This window comes from uncultured Campylobacter sp. (assembly GCF_938039205.1).
Classification (GTDB): Bacteria; Campylobacterota; Campylobacteria; order Campylobacterales; family Campylobacteraceae; genus Campylobacter_A.
The window spans coordinates 1-17,888 of record NZ_CALHVM010000048.1; the positions used below are offsets into that span (position 1 = coordinate 1).

At 47.6% G+C, this 17,888-nt stretch carries 14 protein-coding genes and 2 pseudogenes; 4 read left to right on the top strand and 12 right to left on the bottom strand.

Features of this window, described 5'->3' with window-relative positions:
• The 7 genes from Q0394_RS06215 to ileS form a co-directional block, all read right to left on the bottom strand.
• Nucleotides 1–256 (bottom strand): FAD-binding protein (locus Q0394_RS06215; RefSeq protein WP_298946207.1); only part of this gene is annotated, 256 nt, incomplete at its 3' end.
• Nucleotides 257–687: 431 nt separating this feature from the next.
• A complete protein-coding gene (locus Q0394_RS06220) occupies nucleotides 688–1,500 on the bottom strand; it encodes a carbon-nitrogen hydrolase family protein (protein ID WP_298946210.1) in 813 nt (270 codons plus the stop codon).
• Nucleotides 1,493–1,687, bottom strand: coding sequence for an exodeoxyribonuclease VII small subunit (gene xseB, locus Q0394_RS06225; RefSeq protein WP_002948190.1), 195 nt, complete (start codon nucleotides 1,685–1,687; stop codon nucleotides 1,493–1,495). The genes Q0394_RS06220 and xseB overlap by 8 nt, the downstream gene beginning before the upstream one ends.
• Complete coding sequence (locus Q0394_RS06230) at nucleotides 1,680–2,780, bottom strand: homoserine O-acetyltransferase (protein WP_298946212.1); 1,101 nt, start codon at nucleotides 2,778–2,780, stop codon at nucleotides 1,680–1,682. Before Q0394_RS06230 ends, xseB begins: the two co-directional genes overlap by 8 nt.
• The gene (gene guaB, locus Q0394_RS06235; RefSeq protein ID WP_298791125.1) at nucleotides 2,780–4,228 is read right to left on the bottom strand and encodes an IMP dehydrogenase; all 1,449 of its coding nucleotides are present in this window, start codon (nucleotides 4,226–4,228) and stop codon (nucleotides 2,780–2,782) included. The genes Q0394_RS06230 and guaB overlap by 1 nt, the downstream gene beginning before the upstream one ends.
• A 4-nt stretch (nucleotides 4,229–4,232) precedes the next feature.
• Nucleotides 4,233–5,591 (bottom strand): Asp-tRNA(Asn)/Glu-tRNA(Gln) amidotransferase subunit GatA, encoded by a 1,359-nt coding sequence (gatA, locus tag Q0394_RS06240; RefSeq protein ID WP_298946214.1) that lies wholly within the window; start codon nucleotides 5,589–5,591, stop codon nucleotides 4,233–4,235.
• 96 nt (nucleotides 5,592–5,687) lie between these two features.
• Nucleotides 5,688–8,444, bottom strand: coding sequence for an isoleucine--tRNA ligase (gene ileS / locus Q0394_RS06245; RefSeq protein ID WP_298946216.1), 2,757 nt, complete (start codon nucleotides 8,442–8,444; stop codon nucleotides 5,688–5,690).
• 121 nt (nucleotides 8,445–8,565) lie between these two features.
• Between ileS and Q0394_RS06250 the strand changes: the two genes are divergently transcribed.
• Nucleotides 8,566–9,663: a CinA family protein gene (locus Q0394_RS06250; protein WP_298946218.1), complete on the top strand. Its 1,098-nt coding sequence runs from the start codon at nucleotides 8,566–8,568 to the stop codon at nucleotides 9,661–9,663.
• A gap of 217 nt (nucleotides 9,664–9,880) precedes the next feature.
• On the opposite strand, the gene Q0394_RS06255 is transcribed toward Q0394_RS06250, so the two are convergent.
• Complete coding sequence (locus Q0394_RS06255) at nucleotides 9,881–10,258, bottom strand: rhodanese-like domain-containing protein (protein WP_298946220.1); 378 nt, start codon at nucleotides 10,256–10,258, stop codon at nucleotides 9,881–9,883.
• Between the two features lie 162 nt (nucleotides 10,259–10,420).
• On the opposite strand from Q0394_RS06255, the gene Q0394_RS06260 reads away from it, so the two are divergent.
• The 3 genes and pseudogenes from Q0394_RS06260 to Q0394_RS06270 all read left to right on the top strand — a co-directional run bounded on the left by Q0394_RS06260 (nucleotide 10,421) and on the right by Q0394_RS06270 (nucleotide 13,910).
• Nucleotides 10,421–11,422: a Fe(3+) ABC transporter substrate-binding protein gene (locus Q0394_RS06260; protein ID WP_298946358.1), complete on the top strand. Its 1,002-nt coding sequence runs from the start codon at nucleotides 10,421–10,423 to the stop codon at nucleotides 11,420–11,422.
• Nucleotides 11,422–12,979, top strand: a pseudogene (locus Q0394_RS06265) (iron ABC transporter permease). The gene Q0394_RS06260 and the pseudogene Q0394_RS06265 overlap by 1 nt, the downstream one beginning before the upstream one ends.
• A 13-nt stretch (nucleotides 12,980–12,992) precedes the next feature.
• Complete coding sequence (locus Q0394_RS06270; RefSeq protein ID WP_366115787.1) at nucleotides 12,993–13,910, top strand: ABC transporter ATP-binding protein; 918 nt, start codon at nucleotides 12,993–12,995, stop codon at nucleotides 13,908–13,910.
• 23 nt (nucleotides 13,911–13,933) lie between these two features.
• Here Q0394_RS06270 and Q0394_RS06275 read toward each other — a convergent pair whose 3' ends face one another.
• The 4 genes and pseudogenes from Q0394_RS06275 to Q0394_RS06295 form a co-directional block, all read right to left on the bottom strand.
• On the bottom strand, nucleotides 13,934–14,536 hold the full coding sequence (locus Q0394_RS06275) for a hypothetical protein (protein WP_298946227.1): 603 nt from the start codon (nucleotides 14,534–14,536) through the stop codon (nucleotides 13,934–13,936).
• Nucleotides 14,537–14,915: 379 nt separating this feature from the next.
• Complete coding sequence (locus Q0394_RS06280; RefSeq protein ID WP_298946229.1) at nucleotides 14,916–15,689, bottom strand: ABC transporter ATP-binding protein; 774 nt, start codon at nucleotides 15,687–15,689, stop codon at nucleotides 14,916–14,918.
• Nucleotides 15,673–16,650, bottom strand: coding sequence for an iron ABC transporter permease (locus tag Q0394_RS06285; RefSeq protein WP_298946231.1), 978 nt, complete (start codon nucleotides 16,648–16,650; stop codon nucleotides 15,673–15,675). Before Q0394_RS06285 ends, Q0394_RS06280 begins: the two co-directional genes overlap by 17 nt.
• Nucleotides 16,647–17,680 (bottom strand): annotated as a pseudogene (locus tag Q0394_RS06295) (ABC transporter substrate-binding protein). The gene Q0394_RS06285 and the pseudogene Q0394_RS06295 overlap by 4 nt, the downstream one beginning before the upstream one ends.
• Between the last annotated feature and the right edge of the window lie 208 nt (nucleotides 17,681–17,888).

Consider the following 17,888-nt stretch of genomic DNA (forward strand, 5'->3'; position numbering starts at 1 on the left):
CGTTAATTACGGAGTTACCGCCGACGCGTCCCATCTTTTCTAGGATTAGGACTTTGTTGCCCTTTTCGGCTGCGGTGATACCGGCTGCTAGTCCTGCAAAGCCAGAGCCCACGATGACTACATCCCACTCTTCGTCAAATTTGACGTCTTTAGCGTTAACGGCTGCTTGCGCATTTACTCCGCCTAGAGCCAAAGCTCCGGCACCTACCATACTTAACTTAACAAAATCTCTTCTTGAAACGTTTGAGTTTTTCATAGCTTCTCCTTAAATTTACTTAGCTATTACCTGTAAATCTTTAATTTACGACTCTACTCTAAATACCTTTATTACTATTGGCGTCTTTTGGGCGTCCTCCTTAGATTAAATTTATTTTATCTAGTGTTATTATAGGACTTAACTTTAAAGAATAAGCTTAAATGAATGTGTAATTTGGAATTTATTTGTAATATTTAAAGATTTATTTAGCCTAAAAACGTGATTATATCGGGATATAGATAGAACAAAAAGAAATTTGAATTTAGTCTAATTAAATTGATTTATTATGCAAAATTTAAAGATATAAAAATATATTTGATCAAATTTTGGCGATAATATAAAATTTAAGGGCAGGGTAAATTTAGAAAATCGGCAAAATTTATAGAGAAAAGGCGGCAAATTTGAATACATTTGCCGCCTAAAAGCTAAATTTAGCCCAGTCTTTTATATAAAATTTGAGAAAATCCCCATAGGTGCCTAGCTTGTACGAGTTCGGTTTTTTCGAGTTTTGCCACCATCATCTCTTCGTTTTTACCTAGGCGAGAAACTACCTCGCCAAAGGGGCTAATAAGCATCGAATCGCCGTAAAAGCTCCATTGCTCGCCGCTTGCGGCCTTGTGGTTGCCGACTCGGTTTACGCGCAGGACATAGGCGTTGTTCGTAAAGGCGCGGGTCTTTAGTAGCTCCTCCCAGCGCATCTCGCTAAAAAACGTGCATGCGGTGGGAACTACGACGGCATCGACCTTCTTGCGTGCCATATACGCCCATGCCGCGTCAAAATGCGCCTCAAAGCCAAACATTACGCCGATTTTAAATTTTTCGTAGCTAAAGATGGGCAAATTTAGCTCGCCTTCAGTCTTGTTGGCAAAAAATTTCGCCTCGTTCCAGTGCGGATAGGGCATCAAGATCTGCTGCTCGTAAAAGCGCGACGACGCGGGGCTAAATCTCGCCGCGACCTTGACGAAGCCTTTGCCTTTGGGTAGTACGAGCGGGGCTAGGATTTCTAGATTGTATTTTTGCGCCATCGCGGCAAGCGCGTGTTTTTTGCGCTCGCTTTGTTCTTTGATGAGGCTTTTTGGCATGAGCTCGAGCTCTTTAAAAAAGCTGTTTAGCACATATTCTCCGAGTACCACGAGCCTAGCGCCTTCACCCGCGCAAATCCTAAAATAATAATCCAGCCTCGACTCGCTCATGGGCTGAGTGGGTAGCTGCAAGGCGCAAACGGCTGTGGTAGCGTTATTCATCGTCTGCATCCTTTACCACTAGCTTTGCGTTTTGCAGTATTTTGTCAGCTTCCTCGAGTAGCTTTTTGCCTTCTTTATGCAGCTTGACGCTTTGCTCTAGGCTTAAATTTTCGTCGCCGAGCTGTTTTAAAATTTCATTTGCTTTGGCGAGTTTGCTCTCAAAATCCTCGCTTAAATTTTCACTCATCTAAAACCTTTTTTATGATTTTTTCAAATTTATCTACTTCGACCAAAAACGCGTCGTGGCCGTAGTCGCTGTCTATCTCGTGGTAGTCGCACGCCTTGCCGATGCCCTGTAGCGTCTCGTGCATCTCGCGCATACAGCTTGGCGGAAACAGCATGTCGCCGCTAAATGCGACCAGCGTAACCTTGGCACAAATAGGCGAAAGGGCGTGCGCTAGGTCGTCGTAGTGGCGCGTGCAGTCAAAGATATTCATCATCTTTACGATGTAAAGGTAGCTCAGCGGATCAAAGCGCTTTGGAAAGCCGTGGCCGTTGTACTCCATATAGCGATCGACCTGAAACCGCCCCGTAAGCTCGTAAAGACCGTCGGTTTCTACGTAGTTACGGCCAAATTTGGAGTCCATGGAGCTAGGCGAGAGAAAGCTGATGTGCCCCGCCATACGTCCTAGCGCCATGCCGGTTAGCCCCTGCGCGGCGATATCGTTTTCGTCGTATTGTCCGTCTTTGAAACCCGGATCGCGCAGTATGCCCTCGATCGCGATTTTGTTAAACGCGATCGCCCAGGCCTTGCTCTGATAGGTGCTGGCTAGGATGATGACGTTTCTAGCAAAATTTGGAAACTCGATCGCAAAGCAAAGCGCCTGCATGCCGCCTAGGCTACCGCCCACGACCGCATGCGCGCGCTCTATACCTAAGTGCTCAAAAAGTCTCATCTGCGCCTTTACGACGTCGCTGATGGTTAGCACCGGAAAGCGCAAACGATACTGCTTGCCCGTGCTTTTTTCGATACTTAAGGGATTTGTAGAGCCGAAATTTGATCCGAGGATATTTACGCAGATGACGAAAAATTTGTTCGTATCTATGCCCTTGCCCTCGCCAACTAGCGCGTCCCACCAACCAAATTTCTGCTCGTTTTCGTATCTGCCTGCGGCGTGGTGGCTGCCCGTTAGGGCGTGACAGACGACTATGACGTTGCTTTTATCCTCGTTTAGCTCGCCGTATGTTTCGTAGGCGAGCTCAAATTCGGGTAAAATTCGGCCACTCTCTAGATAGAGCGGCTCATCAAATTTTACTTTGCCGGTTTTTAAATTTAGCACTAATTGACTTTGTAGTTAGGGGCTTCTTGCGTGATGACGACGTCGTGGACGTGGCTCTCTTTTAGTCCAGCGCTCGTGATCTCGACAAACTGGGCTTTTTCCTGAAGTGTTTTGATATCTTTTGAGCCCATATAGCCCATCGCGCTTCGTAGGCCGCCAATTAGCTGATGTACGACCTCTTTTATGCTGCCTGCAAACGGTACGCGACCCTCGATACCCTCAGGCACGAGCTTGTCTTGCGCGGTGCCTTCTTGGAAATATCTATCGCTGCTACCTTTCGTCATCGCGCCGATGCTGCCCATACCGCGGTAGACTTTGTACTGGCGTCCTTGGAATGTTATCACCTCGCCCGGAGTCTCCTCGCAACCAGCTAACAAGCTACCAGCCATCACGCAGCTAGCGCCTGCGGCTAGGGCTTTGGCTACGTCGCCTGAGTACTTTAGTCCGCCGTCTGCGATGACCGGGATACCGTATTTTGCAGCCTCGGCTGAGCAGCTATCGACGGCGAAAATTTGAGGTACGCCTACGCCCGCTACTACGCGAGTGGTGCAGATGGAGCCTGGTCCTATGCCTACCTTGATACCGTCTGCGCCGGCTTCTGCTAGGTCTTTGACGGCGGCTGGGTTTGCGATATTTCCGGCTACGACGTCTACTTTTAGCTCGGCTTTAACCTGCCTTAATGTATCTATTACGCCTTTTGAGTGGCCGTGGGCGGAGTCTATAACGATGACGTCAACGCCAGCTTCTGCTAGAGCTTTTGCTCTATCCATTTGGCCTACGCCGATGGCTGCTGCTACGCGGAGTCTGCCGTATGCGTCTTTGTTGGCGTTTGGATACTCTTTGCGTTTTTTTAGATCTTTTATGGTTATGAGGCCCTCTAGATGGCCGTCTTTATCGACGATAGGTAGTTTTTCTACGCGGTTTTGAGAGAAAATTTTCTCCGCGTCGTCTAGTGTGCAGCCCTTTGGAGCCGTGATTAGCGGAGCTTTGGTCATCCTATCTTTTACGAGGACGCTTCTGTCGTTTTCAAATCTCAAATCGCGGTTGGTTAGGATTCCTATTAGTTTATTTTCCTCGTCTACGACTGGAACGCCCGAGATATGCAGATCCGCCATCATATCAAGCGCTGAGCCCACGCTGGCGTTTGGCGAGATGGAGATAGGATCGATGATTACGCCGCTTTCGCTTTTTTTCACGCGGCGGACCTCTTTGACCTGGCTTTGTATGTCCATATTTTTATGTATGACGCCGATACCGCCCAGACGCGCCATCATGATCGCCGCGCGGTGCTCGGTGACGGTGTCCATCGCAGCCGATACGATCGGGATGTTTAGCTCCACGTTTCTGCTAAAGCGCGTTTTTATATCGACTTGTTTAGGCAAAATTTCGGAGTACTGCGGGACGAGCAAAACGTCGTCAAAGGTGAGAGCCTTCGTAACTATCTTCATGCGTTTATCCTTTTATAGAGTTTTCTAAACTAAGCGCGCCTTCTAGCAGCGTTTTTTCGTCCCACGCCTTTGCAATGAGCTGAGCAGAGACGTTTAGGCCGTCCGCGTCTTTAGCTACCGGAACTGAAATAGCAGGCAAACCGGCTAAATTTACGCTGATCGTATAGATGTCTGATAGATAGGAATCTAGCGGGTTTTTTAGCTCGCCAAATTTATACGCCGTGCTAGGGGCGACAGGCATCAAAATGAGGTCGCATTCGTTCAAAATTTGCTCATACTTGGCCTTAGTGTGGGCGCGAGCTTTTTGCGCTTTGATGTAGTATGCGTCGTAATAACCGCTGCTAAGCACGAAAGTACCGAGTAAAATTCGCTTTTTTACCTCTTCGCCGAACCCTTCCGAGCGTGAGTTGATATAGAGCTCTTTTAAATTTTTAGCTTCGGCTCTGCGTCCGTATCTTATGCCATCAAAGCGGCTGAGATTTGCGCTAGCTTCGGCCGTGGCGATGATGTAGTAGGTCGCGATATCGCATTTTGAGTTTTCTAAATTTTTATAGATTATCTTGTGGCCTACGGCTTTTAAAACATCGACCGCTTTTAAAAGCGCTTTTCTAGTCTCTTCTGAGGCTTCGTTTATGTAGTTTTCGATGACGCAGATCGTTAGTTTTTTATCCGCGTTTAACTTATCTGCTACGCTCTCAAATTTGATATCCGCGCTCGTGCTGTCTTTGTCGTCGTACCCTGCGATGATGTCGTACAGGATCGCGGCGTCCTCGACGTTTTGCGTTATCGGTCCGATCTGATCTAGCGAGCTAGAGTATGAGCCCAGACCGTATCTGCTCACGCGTCCGTAGGTCGGCTTTAGCCCTACGCAGCCGCAAAATGCCGCAGGCTGGCGTATCGAGCCGCCCGTATCGCTTCCTAGAGCAGCCACGGCTAGCCCGGCGCCGACCGCAGCCGCCGAGCCGCCCGAGCTGCCGCCCGGCACTCTTTCGCGGTTTAGGGGATTTAGTGTTTTACCGTAGTAGCTGTTTTCGGTCGTATTACCCATGGCGAATTCGTCCATATTCGTGCGGCCAAACGGCGCTAAGCCCGCCGCTAGCAGCTTTTCTATAACCGTCGCGTTATAAGGCGCGATGTAGCCTTGTAAAATTTTAGACGCGCTAGTTACGCTCCAGCCTTTTACCTGGATGTTGTCTTTTATGGCAATAGGTACGCCAGCACCCAGTTTGTCAAGCGGCAAATTTGCCAACTGCTCGACGTAAGCGCCAAGCTCCCTATCTGCGAAAATTTTCTTTTCCAGCTCGTTTCTAAGCTCGGCTACTTCGCCGGCACTTAGCTTTAGAGCCTCTTTTAAAGTTATCATTTTTTATCCTTAAATTTTATTACCGCTACGATACCTGCGGCTGTGACCGCGAGGATGGCCGCGATGGTCGCCGCGACGAACCAAGCGGAGATGGGCTCAGACATTTTTTAGTACCTTTTCGCATCTCGGGCAGGTTTCGCCGTCGTGCTTAGCGGTAAATTTCCAACATCTCGGGCACTTGTGACGCGTCGATAAAACGAGTTTAAATTTATCGTTTCCGACATCAAATTCTGCTAGGCCGTCGCTACCGTCCAGGCTTTGGACGTCGCTAACCATATACCAGTCGCTGATCTCGTTTATATCTTCACTTAGGATCAAATTTGAGCTTGTTTGTAGTACGAGTTCTAGGGTCGATTTTATCTTTTTATCTTTTTTGAGTACGTCGATTAGCTCGAAAAACTTCTCGCGGCTAGCCACTAGCAGCTCGTCGTCTACATTAAACTCAAAATCTAGCGGCGCGTACTCTAGATCAAAGGCGTCGGTTGCGCCGTTTTTTATGATCTCAGGCGCATAGTCCATCACCTCATCCACGGTGTACGTGAGCGTAGGAGCGATGAGCGGCAGGAGCGCTCTGGTGATTAGAGCCATCGCGCTTTGAGCCGAGCGGCGAGTGTCGCTATCTTTGGCATCGCAGTATAGGCGGTCTTTGCAGATATCAAGATATATGCCGCTTAAATCCGCGCTTAGGAAGTTCATCAGCAGGCTAAAGCCTTTTGAGAAATCATAGTTTCTAAACGCCGCTTCGGCCTCGTCGAATGCCTTTTTCGCGCGGCTTAGTATCCAGCGGTCTAGGATGTTGAAATTTGACGTTTCGATATCCTCTAGATCGTTTACGTTGGCTAGCAGAAATCTTATCGTATTACGTATTTTTCGGTATTGCTCGCTTACTTGCTTTAGGATGTTTTCGCTGATTTTTAGGTCGCTGGAGTAGTCGCTAAGCGCAACCCAAAGGCGTAAAATTTCCACGCCGTAGGTTTTAGCTACGTCTGCGGGAGCTACGACGTTGCCCTTGCTTTTACTCATCTTTTGACCGTTTTCATCGACGGTAAATCCATGCGTGAGCACGCTTCTATACGGCGCTCTTCCTTGTGCGGCGCAGCTTAGCAGTAGGGAGCTTTGGAACCAGCCTCTGTGCTGATCGCTGCCCTCTAGATACATATCGGACGGATAGCTACCCGCATCGTAGTCGCCGCTTTTTAGCACAGCAGCCCACGTCGAGCCGCTGTCAAACCAGACGTCTAGGATGTCCATAACTTTTTCTAAATTTTGCGGCTCGTATTTGCAGTTTGCCGGCAAGAGATCCTTGGTCTCGCTATCCCACCACGCGTCAGCGCCTTTTTGCTCAAATATCGCCGCTACGTTATCTAAAATTTTATCATCAAATATCGGCTCTTTAGTATCCTTATGTCTAAAAAACGCTATCGGCACGCCCCAGTCGCGTTGGCGCGAGATACACCAGTCGGGACGATTTTCTATCATCGAGCCTATCCTTTTTACGCCGCTTGCAGGGTAAAATTTGACGTTTTCAAGCTCTTTTAGCGCGACTTCTCGTAGCGTTTTGCCGTCGATTTTCGGCTCGTCCATCGCGATAAACCACTGCTTCGTAGCGCGGTAGATAACGGGCTTATGTGTCCTCCAGCAAAACGGATAGGAGTGGACAAATTTACTCGCTTTTAGCAAATTTGAGCCTAAAAGCTCTAAAATTTTCTCGTTTGCTTTAAAGATATGCATACCGATTAGTTCGTCCGCTACGCCCTCTGGAAATAACTTTTTCGCCTTTAGCGTTTCGTCGTACAGACCGCCTTCATCGACGGGCATGATGACTTCGATGCCGTATTTTAGGCTCACGTGGTAGTCGTCCTCGCCGTGACCCGGAGCAGTGTGAACTAGACCCGTACCGCCGTCCATAGTGACGTGATCGCCTAAGATAAATAGCGATTTTCTGCCGTTTAGCGGATTAACTGCGTGCAGGTTTTCAAGCTCGGCAGAGGCGAATTCTTTTAAAATTTCGCCCTTGGTTAGACCTTCTTTTTCTAGTTCGCCAAGCATCTCTTTGGCAAATATCAAATTTTCAGCCGTCAAAACGTAAATTTCATTTGGATTTAGCGAGATGGCTTGGTTCGCCGGCAGCGTCCAAGGCGTAGTCGTCCAGATGACCGCGCTGGCGTCTTTTGCACCGATTTTTGCGGCGGCTTCTTCGCCTAGCTTAAACGCGACGTAGATGCTGTAGTCCTCTTTGTCCTCGTACTCGACCTCTGCTTCGGCTAGGGCGCTTCTAGCCGCCCAGCTCCAGTATACCGGCTTGCTTCGCTCGATCAAAAGTCCGCGCTTGGCGACTTTGCAAAGCGTTTTGTAAATTTCGGCTTCAAATTTAAATTTCATCGTCAGATACGGATCGTCCCAGTCGCTGGCGACGCCTAGCTGCTTAAAGCTCTCCTTTTGCACCTCGATAAATTCTCTGGCGTGCTCGCGGCAAAGCTCGCGGATTTGCGTTTTGCTTAGACTCTTTTTCTTGTCGCCCAGTTTTACCTCGACTTGCTGCTCGATTGGTAGTCCGTGGCAGTCCCAGCCCGGCGTAAATCTCACGTTTTCGCCGAAGAAATAGTGCGTTTTTAAGATGATGTCTTTTAGTGTTTTGTTTAGCGCGTGTCCGATGTGGATGTTGCCGTTGGCGTATGGAGGGCCGTCGTGCAGAGTGAAGCTTTTTGCGGCTTTTTGCCTTTTAGCTTTCATTTTTTCGTAGATTTTTCTATCGTCAAACCACGATTTTAAGCGTTTTGGTTCGTTTTCCGGCAGGTTGCCGCGCATGGGAAATTCGGTGTTTGGAAGCAATAATGTATCTTTGTAATCCATAGGTTCGCCTTGAAGTAAAAAATTGGTAGATTTTATCCAAACGGCGATTAAATGCTACTGAAAAAACGCTATTTTAAGCTAAATTTATGTAAGATGTTTTCGGCTTTTAAAGGAGAAAACATTGAAAAACGCACTACTGATCATCGGCGAAGATATCGGCGTAAACGCGCCTTTTTTGGATTATATTTTTTGCGCTTACAAGCGGCATTTCGGCGAGCTTGGCGAGTTTAGGTTCGTTAGTAAAAGCGACAAGGAGTTGCCGTTTATCATCGAGCATCTTTGCGCTCGCTCCGATAGTCTTTGCATCTACGCATCGAGTCAAAACTGCTCCGTCGCGGCTAAAATTTTAGCTACGTTAAGCGGCGATATTTTGGAGCTCAAATCCCCGCAAATGCTAGCTCCTAGCAGGGCCGAGAAATTTGGCGACGAGGGCTTTTTAATCAAATTAAATCAAACTTACGTAAATTTACTAAAGGCCGACGCGAATCAAAAACTACCTGCCATAGATATCAAAACGCAGCGAGATTTTGGGTATTTTCATCTGGTCGATATCGACGAGGAGAGCGCGAAAATCCTGCTCGAACCGCTGGCAAAAACTTACGAAGTACAAATTTATTCGTCTCAAATTTTATCAAATTTGGCGCTAATCAGAGTGGAAGCAAATAAATTCGGCCAAACGAGCGGCTTTATAAACGGCGCTAAAAATCTTTTCTCAGGCAAATTTTTTGAGGGCGAGGATGTTTTTCGTCACGTTGCGAGCACTCTCATCGCAAGCGGGCTAAAGCTCACCTTTGCCGAGTCTTGCACGGCGGGGCTTGCCGCGGCAAAATTTGGCGCTTTTGCGGGGGTTTCGGCGGCGTTTAACGGCTCGCTAGTGACCTATGCAAACGAGATGAAACGCGACTGGCTAGGCGTTAGCGATGAGATTTTGCAAACCTACGGTGCGGTGAGCGAGCAGTGCGTGATGGCGATGCTAAAAGGCGCGTTAAAGGCGAGCGAATCGGACTTTTCGCTAGCTATCAGCGGGATTGCGGGGCCTGACGGCGGTAGCGAGGCAAAGCCGGTGGGGACGGTATTTGTAGGAGTTTACGCAAAGGACGGCGAGTGCATCATCGAGAGGCTAAATTTAAACGGCGACCGCAACTATATAAGAGAGCAAAGCGCGCTGGCGGCGTATGTTTGCCTACTAAAGCTAAAGCCGAGACTATTTTTGGCGTAAATTTTAGTTAAATTTGATGAAATTCGTCAAATTTGCGCTCGCTAAAATTTAAAGCAGATGTTTTTGTTCTATGTGAATTTTGTAAAAAAAGACGCCGACAAATTTAAAATTTACCGCCGTCTTGCGTGCGAGTGGAGCACAGATTAGCTCCGCCAAGCTTAAAATTTAGCGCAAATTTAAGCCTGACGGACGAAATTTATAAAGTAAAATTTGTGGATTATTTTTGATACGGTACGGTTTCGTAGCCTTGATTTATGAGGCTGCCCATACCGCCGTCAAGATTTATTATATTTAGTTCCGGCGAATCTATCATCATCGCCGCCGCAGCGCTTCTGCGTCCGCTTCTGCATATGAGCGCGACCGGTTTTTTTAGATCGACTTTGGCTTTAAGCTCGCTTAAAAATCCCTCTTTATCGGTTGCGTTAAAAGTGATAGTCTTTGCACCCTTTATTACGCCCGTTTCCATCCATTCAGCAGGCGTCCTGATATCAACGATCTGCTCGTAGTTTTTGATCGCCTCGGGACTAACTTGAACCGTAGAAATTTCCGCAAAAGCCATTGCTGCCGCCGCTCCTAAAAGTAAAATTTTTCTCATTTTCTCTCCTTAAATTTAACGGCGTGAATATTAGCACTCAATTTTAAATATTTTGTCATTCTAAAATCACTCCTGCATAAATTTTTCTTTTTTAATAATTAATATTACTTTCATCGGTCAGACGCCATAATCGCAAATCCATATCAATACAAAGGATAAAAAATTAAAAAAAGTTTTTTCGCACTTAGCTTGCTTTCAAGCTTTTTGTTTGCCGCGGAGGTAAATATCTACTCTGCGCGCCACTATGACGCCGACAGCGAGCTTTATAAGCTTTTTGAGCAAAAAACTGGTATCAAGGTAAACGCCACGCAGGCAAAAGCCGGCGAGCTAATCAAAAAGCTAGAAGTAGAAGGGGGTAGCTCTGCGGCGGATATTTCCATCACCGCAGACGCGGGAAATTTCTACACCGCAAAGACTAAAGGCGTGTTGCAAGCGGTCAAATCTGAAACTCTGGAAAAAATCGTACCGGAGCAGTATAGAGACAACGACGGTCAGTGGTTTGCTATCTCAAAACGCGCTAGAGTCATCGTTTACGACAAAAGAGACTTCGATCCTAAAGGCATCAAGGACTACGAGGATCTAACAAAACCAGAGCTAAAAGGCAAACTGTTAATCAGAAGCGCGACGGCTCCATACAGCAAGTCTCTGCTAGCTGCTATCATCGAGGCCGACGGTAAAGATGCGGCTACTAAATGGGCGGAAGGCACGCTAAAAAATCTTGCCCGCGATTCAAAAGGCGGCGATAGGGATCAGGCTAAGGCCATCTACGCAGGCGAGGGCGACGTAGCAGTGATGAACACCTACTACATAGGCCTCATGCTAACCTCTCCAAAAGCAGAAGACGTTGAGGCTGCGAAAAATTTGGGCATTATTTTCCCAAATCAGGACAACCGCGGTACGCACGTAAACATCAGCGGTATCGCGCTAACCAAAGCTGCTAAAAATAAAGAAAACGCCGTTAAATTTATGGAGTTTATGGTGAGTCCTGAGGCGCAAAAGATACTTGCGGGTATAAATTTCGAGTATCCGATCAACGCAGAGGTCGAGCCTAGCGACATCGTAAAGGGCTTTGGTAAATTTAAAGAAGACTCCACTCCGCTTTATAAAAGCGTGCAAAACACGAACGAGGCTATTAAAATTTACGACGTAGCCGGCTGGAAATAATGAAAGTAAAATTCGGGGCGATCTTTATCGCCCTTATCGTTTTGATCCCCATTTTTAGCATATTTTTCGAGATCGCTTTGGGCGATTACTCCTTACTCGAGCATTTTTTTTAAGTATCTTTTTATGAGGTATATCCAAGGTACTTTTGCGGTTGCGGCGGGCGTTTTGGCGCTTAGTCTCGTTATCGCCTTGGTTTCGGCGTGGCTGGTGGCGAACTACCGCTTTGCGCTATCAAATTTCTTTGAATATGCCCTCATCCTTCCGTTTGCGATTCCTGCTTATATATTTAGCTTTTGCTACGTCGGGATTATGGATTACGGCGGATATTTTCATCAAATTTTCGGCTTTAGGCTGGAGTTTATGAACATTTACGGAGCGATTTTCGTGCTATCGTTGTCGCTTTATCCATACATCTATATGTTTGCTAAAACCTCGTTTAAAACGCAGTCCGCAGCGATTTACGATGTTTGTAAAATTTACAAGCTCCCCGGCCTTGCCGTGTTTTTTAGGGTTGCGATATTTCTCTCGCGTCCGGCGATCGTGGGCGGAGCGATGCTGGTGCTCATGGAGACGCTTAGCGATTACGGCACGGCGGCTTATTACGGCGTAGAGACTTTTAGCGCGGGCATTTTTAAGCTATGGTTTGACATGGGCGACTCGTACTCCGCGTCAGTGCTAGCGGGGCTTTTGATGATGTTCGTGTTTGTTTTGATGATATTTGAGCACGTTAATAAAAACTCTAAAAAATACAGCTTCTCCACGCACGACACATCCAAATTTACGCAAAAGCGCGAGCTTGGTAAATTTGGCTCGGCGGCGGCGTTTTTGTGGTGCGCGAGCGTGTTTTGTCTGGCATTTGTGTTTCCTTTTGCCTGGCTCTTGTATTGGAGTATTCACGAGCTAGATAGCTTTAAATTTGAGTTCGTGCAGATGGCGGCAAATTCGCTTCTGATGGCTGCAGGCGCAGCGATACTCATCACGGCGGTGAGTTTTTTCCTCGTTTTTGCGACGAGACTTATAAAAAACAAAGCGCTAAACGCCTTTTTGCTAAAATCCGTCTCGCTAGGCTACGCGCTGCCGGGCGCTAGTATCGGGCTTTGCGTGATGATAGTTTTTGGTTATATTGACCGAAATTTTGACACCCATCTGCTCTCGTCGAGCTTTGTGGTGCTGATTTTCGGATACGTCGTGCGGTTTTTGGCGACCTCGATATATGCCGTCGAGAGCGGATACGCTAAGGTCCCGGCAAATATCGACGACGCCGCGCTTTTGCTAAACGGCTCGCGGTTAAATTTGTTTTTCAAAGTGCATTTTCCGCTGCTTCGCCACTTTTTCTTTCTCTCGCTCATCGTCGTTTTTATCGACATTATCAAGGAGCTGCCGCTTAGCCTCATTTTGCGGCCTTTGGGCTTTGAGACGCTTAGTATTAGAGCGTTTTTCTACGCGGCTGACGAGAGGCTTTATACTGCGGCTCTACCGTCGTTTCTCATCGTTTCGATGTCGCTAGTCGCCGTCCTTTGGCTAGAAATAATCTCCAGAAAAAAACAAGAAAGATAAAAATATGGCTGAAATTTTAAAAATAGTAAATTTAAACAAGAAATTTGGAAATTTAGAGGTTTTAAAGGACGTAAATTTAAGCCTTAACGAGGGCGAAATTTTAAGCATTTTAGGTGATAGCGGCTGCGGTAAAAGCACGCTTTTGCGTATAATCGCAGGGCTTGAGACGCCAAGCGGCGGGCAAATCGTAGTAAAAGAAGGCTGCGGTACGGCTATGATGTTTCAGAACTACGCGCTTTTTCCGCATTTAAGCGTTTGCAAAAACGTGGAATTTGCGCTGTGGCGGCTGCCTAGCGCCGAGCGAGCCCAAAGGAGCACGCAACTGCTGGAGAAATTTAAAATCTCCGAGCTAAAAGACAAAACTCCCGATCAAATTTCGGGCGGTCAAGCGCAGAGGACTGCATTTGCCAGAGCCGTGGCTAACCGCGAAAAGCTGCTTTTGCTCGACGAACCCTTCGCAAACCTTGATCGCAACCTAAAAAGCGCGCTAAGAGGCGAGCTAAAACAGATGATAAAGGCAAACGGCATCAGCGCGGTCATGGTAACGCACGACAAGGAGGACGCCTTTTTGCTAAGCGACAAAATCGCGCTGATAAAAGGCGGTAAGGTTTTGGCTTTCGGCGCGCCTAGGGAGCTGTATTTTAGCCCCACATTTTACGAGATCGCCTGCTTTTTGGGCGATATGAATTTGATCGATGAGCGAGAAGCGCAAAATTTGCCGGCTGAATTTAGATTGTGGCTGGAGCAAAGAAATTTTATGTTTCGCCCGGAGCTAATCATAAGCGACGAAAAATACGAAGCAGACGTGATGGAAGCAAAGTTTTTAGGCGCATTTTACGAGCTAAATTTGGAGTTTTACGGGGTCAAATTTAAAGCTGTAGTTAGCTCAAATTTGCAGATTTGCGATAAATTTAAATTTGACCTAGCTTAAATTTGACGAAAAGGAATCAAATTTTAAATTTGGCTTTCTGGGTTGCGGTTTTCGACGTAATCCACTCTCGACCAGGCAAGCACATAGATAAACCCCAGCGCCAGGTAGATACCAAGCACCGCAAGCTCGATAGGGTATGGATCGCGCAGGGCTTTGTTGAGTAAAAGCTTTAGCGCCGCGGCTATGAGCGTGCCGACTACGCAAAGCACCGCGTAGCCTGAAAATAGGGCGTTTTGCGTGACGGCGCCGAGTTTTAAATTTATTTTTATCCAAAGCAAAAACGCAAGCACCGCCGTGGTGCAAATGACGAAAAATAGGACCTTGTGCGTACTGGCTGGTGCGTAGTTTGTGCTAAAACTTAGCAAAATCATTGTACTGCTAATAGCGATAAAAATGCGGTAAAGCTTAAACACGCCTCCGCCTGCGAGTTTGTTTACCTTTGATATCGCGCCGTAAAGGCAGATGACGGAGACGAACAACATCGCTACGCGCGCGCTCGTTGCGATATCAAAGAGACTTTTAGGTAAAACCATCTCTTGCGAGAGCAAATTTAAAATAACCAAAATCCCGGACGTCATACCTAGCGCTCTTGCCGTACTTATGCGTCTTATAAAGTTTTCTTGCACGTTTTGCCTTTTATTAATTTAATAAAAATTTTACACAAACAAGCTTAAAATTTTTATTAAATTTAACCCAAGTAGACAGGCGAATAATCGCGATCTAAAATACAAAAAGCAAAGTTGCGAGCCGTTGAAAAGAGATCGTTTGCGTCAAATTTGAGTTTTTAAAATGAAAGATGATTTAAGGCCGCGAGCGTAAAAATAGAATTTACGCCTGATAAATTTGGGTGGCTTACGTGTAGTTTAATAAACGTCGCAAAGCTCGTAATCTGCGCAAGTTGGCAATCTAAAATTAAAAAAGTCGGTAAAATTTACAAACACGTAAATTTCAAAGTACATAAAATTTTACGCACAGCGCAAAATTTGCCGATTAATAACCCAAAAACTACTTCATCTGCGCACTGAAAATTTGCGTGATGCTCGGTATTTGCTCGCCTGTAACGTCAAATTTCGCCGTTTTCATCCGCACGCGGTAAAGCGCGTTTAAATTTTCCTCGTTTAAAACCTCGGCGCTGCGGCCGTAAACGTAGCTAAGATCGTCTTTTAAAATGAGCGTGCGATCGGCGACCGCAAGGGCATGGTTTGGCTGATGCGTGGTAAAAACGATGCTGGCGTTGCTTTTTCGCTTTAAATTTACAATGAGGCTTAGCACGCGGTCTTGGTTTCTGATATCAAGCGCGCTGGCAGGCTCGTCCAAAAACAGAATTTCGCTCTTGCTCGCGATCGCCCTGGCAAAGAGTACGAGCTGCTTTTGACCGCCTGAAAGCGAGTTGAAGCGCTTGTTTTTCAGGTGCGAAATTTCAAGGCTCTCAAGCGCGTCCAGACAGATCTGCACGTCGCGTTTGCTCGGCTTTGAAAACAGCGAAATATCGCGCACGCGTCCCATCGCTACGATGTCCTGCACGCTGTAATCAAACGCCACGCTAAAGCTTTGCGGCAGAAAGCCGAATTTTGCCTGCGTGCTAAGCCGCCCCTCTTTGAGGTCCAAAATGCCCATCATGCACGACATTAGCGTGCTTTTGCCCTGACCGTTAAGTCCTAAAATCGCTAAAATTTGACCCCGCTCAATCTCAAAGCTTAAATTTCTAAAAAGAAATTTGCCCTCTTCGTAGAAAAATCCCGCGTCTTTGATCGCGAGCAAACTATCTTCTGTTCGCATCGGCGCTCCTTTTTAAGAGGACGGCGAATATCGGGCTGCCGATGAGCGCGGAGATGATGCTAAGCGGCACTTCGCTGGAGCTTATCGAGCGCGATACGTCGTCGATGGCGAGCATAAAAACGGCTCCCGCGACGAAGCAAGCGGGCATGGAGCGTAAGTGGTCGCTGCCAAATATCATCCTAGCGACGTGCGGCACCACCAGGCCGATCCAGCCGATGTTTCCGCTGACGCTGACCTGTGCGGCGACTAGCAGGGTGCAGATGACGAGGATGACCGAGCGCAGCCGCACGATGTTTACGCCGAGAACCTTTAGATCGCCGTCTTCGAGGCTGAGTAGGTTAAACCGCCACCGCATCGCGATGAGCGCCGCGACGCAGGGCGCCGAAACGGCGGCGAGCATGACGAGCTTGTCGTAGTCTGCGCGCACGAAGCTACCCAGCAGCCAGTAGATGATGTTTGGCAGCACGTCTTCGTTGTCGGCTAGATACTGCACGAGGCTCGTTAGCGCGGCAAACACGCCGTTTATGACGATGCCCGCCAGTATGAGCGAAAAGACGTCGCTGCGCGAGACGAATTTGGCGATAAAATAGAGCATAAAAAGCGCGGCAAGCCCGAAAAAGAAGGCAAAAGCTACGATAAAATAGGAGCCAAAGCCAAGCATGATACAAAGCGCTCCGCCAAATGCCGCCGCGGTGCTGACGCCCACGATGTGCGGGCCTACGAGCGGGTTTTTAAACACCGCCTGAAGCGCGAGGCCGCTAAGCGCCAAGATTCCGCCGCAAAGGCTCGAAAGTAGGGCGCGCGGGATGCGGATATCAAGCACCACGCTTTTTGCCGTCTCATCGGCGGCGGAGCCGATTAAAATTTTACCCGTCTCCTCTAGGCTAACCGGATACTGCCCGATGCCAAGCGAAACCGCAAATAGCAGCACCCAGATCAGCAGCAGAGCGGAAAATTTCATTTATAGCTCGTTCGGTAGAATTTTTGATAAAATTCCTCTACTTTTTTGTCAAATTCCGCCTCGTCAAAGTGCTTCGGATAGAGCTTCATCGCTAGCCACCACTCGCCAAGCGCCATGGCTTCGGCAGTCGGATAGCCCCACGCTTTGGCGTATTCGGGCATCATGTAAATTTTATCTTCTTTGACCGCGCTAAAATTTGCAAGCTGCGGGTTGGATTTGAGCTCGGCCGGCACCTGAGGGTAGCGATCTGCACGAAGATTATCTGCGGCGCCCACGCCAAAACTTGCTCGGCGGACACCTGCTTGTAGCCCTTGATACTCTGCGCCGCGACGTTTTGCGCGCCTGCACGCATAAACATTATACCCGTGTATTTGCCACTGCCGTAGGTCGTGAGATCGGGATTTGCCATATAAATTTTAGGCCTTTTATCCACGATGAAGTCGCTAAATTTAGCCTTTAGCTGCTCTTGCGAGGTTTTAACGAAGCTTATGAGCTCGGCGGCCTCTTTTTCACGGTTTGCGACCTTGCCAAGAAGCTCGACCCCATCGTAAAAGCCCTCGGTGTAGGCCGCCTCGTCGTCTTTGAAGGTTGGATTTAGCTTGCCCTTATCGGCGGCATCGCTGCGCTGAAAGCTAACGGCGACGACTGGGATTTTGAGCTCCGTCATTTTGTCGATGTATTCTTGCGGGATGTAGTTTGTGACGATCGCGACGTCGGGCTTTAGCTTAAGCACCGCCTCGTAGTTGATGACCTTCAGATCGCCCGGCGTCGGCATATCTTTTAGGCTCGGCGCTAGGCGGATGTAGTTTTTGCCGAGCGACTTTTCCCACGATTCTTGTACGCCAACTACCTTATCCATCGCGTTTAGCTCGTTTAGCGCGTTTAGGTTTTGGTGCTGAAGCACGACTATGCGCTTAACTTCGTCGGGTAGCGTGACGTCGCGGCCTAGCTGGTCGGTTACGACGCGGTCTGCAAAAAGCGAACTCGCGCACAGCGCAAGAGCTAGTGCGAAAGAGTGAAATTTACTCATGTTTTTCCTTAAGTTTTTAAATTATATTTATTTATAGGCTTGAAATAAGCATTTTTAGCTCATAAATAAATAGCAGTATATTACAAAAACGGTGATGAATTTATCATAAATTTGCAGATTTTGTTTTGCGGGTAAATTTGAGGGGCGGCGTTGGCGTCATTTGCGATAAAATTTAGCAAAACGGCGTACAGGACGGCTGTAATAAAAT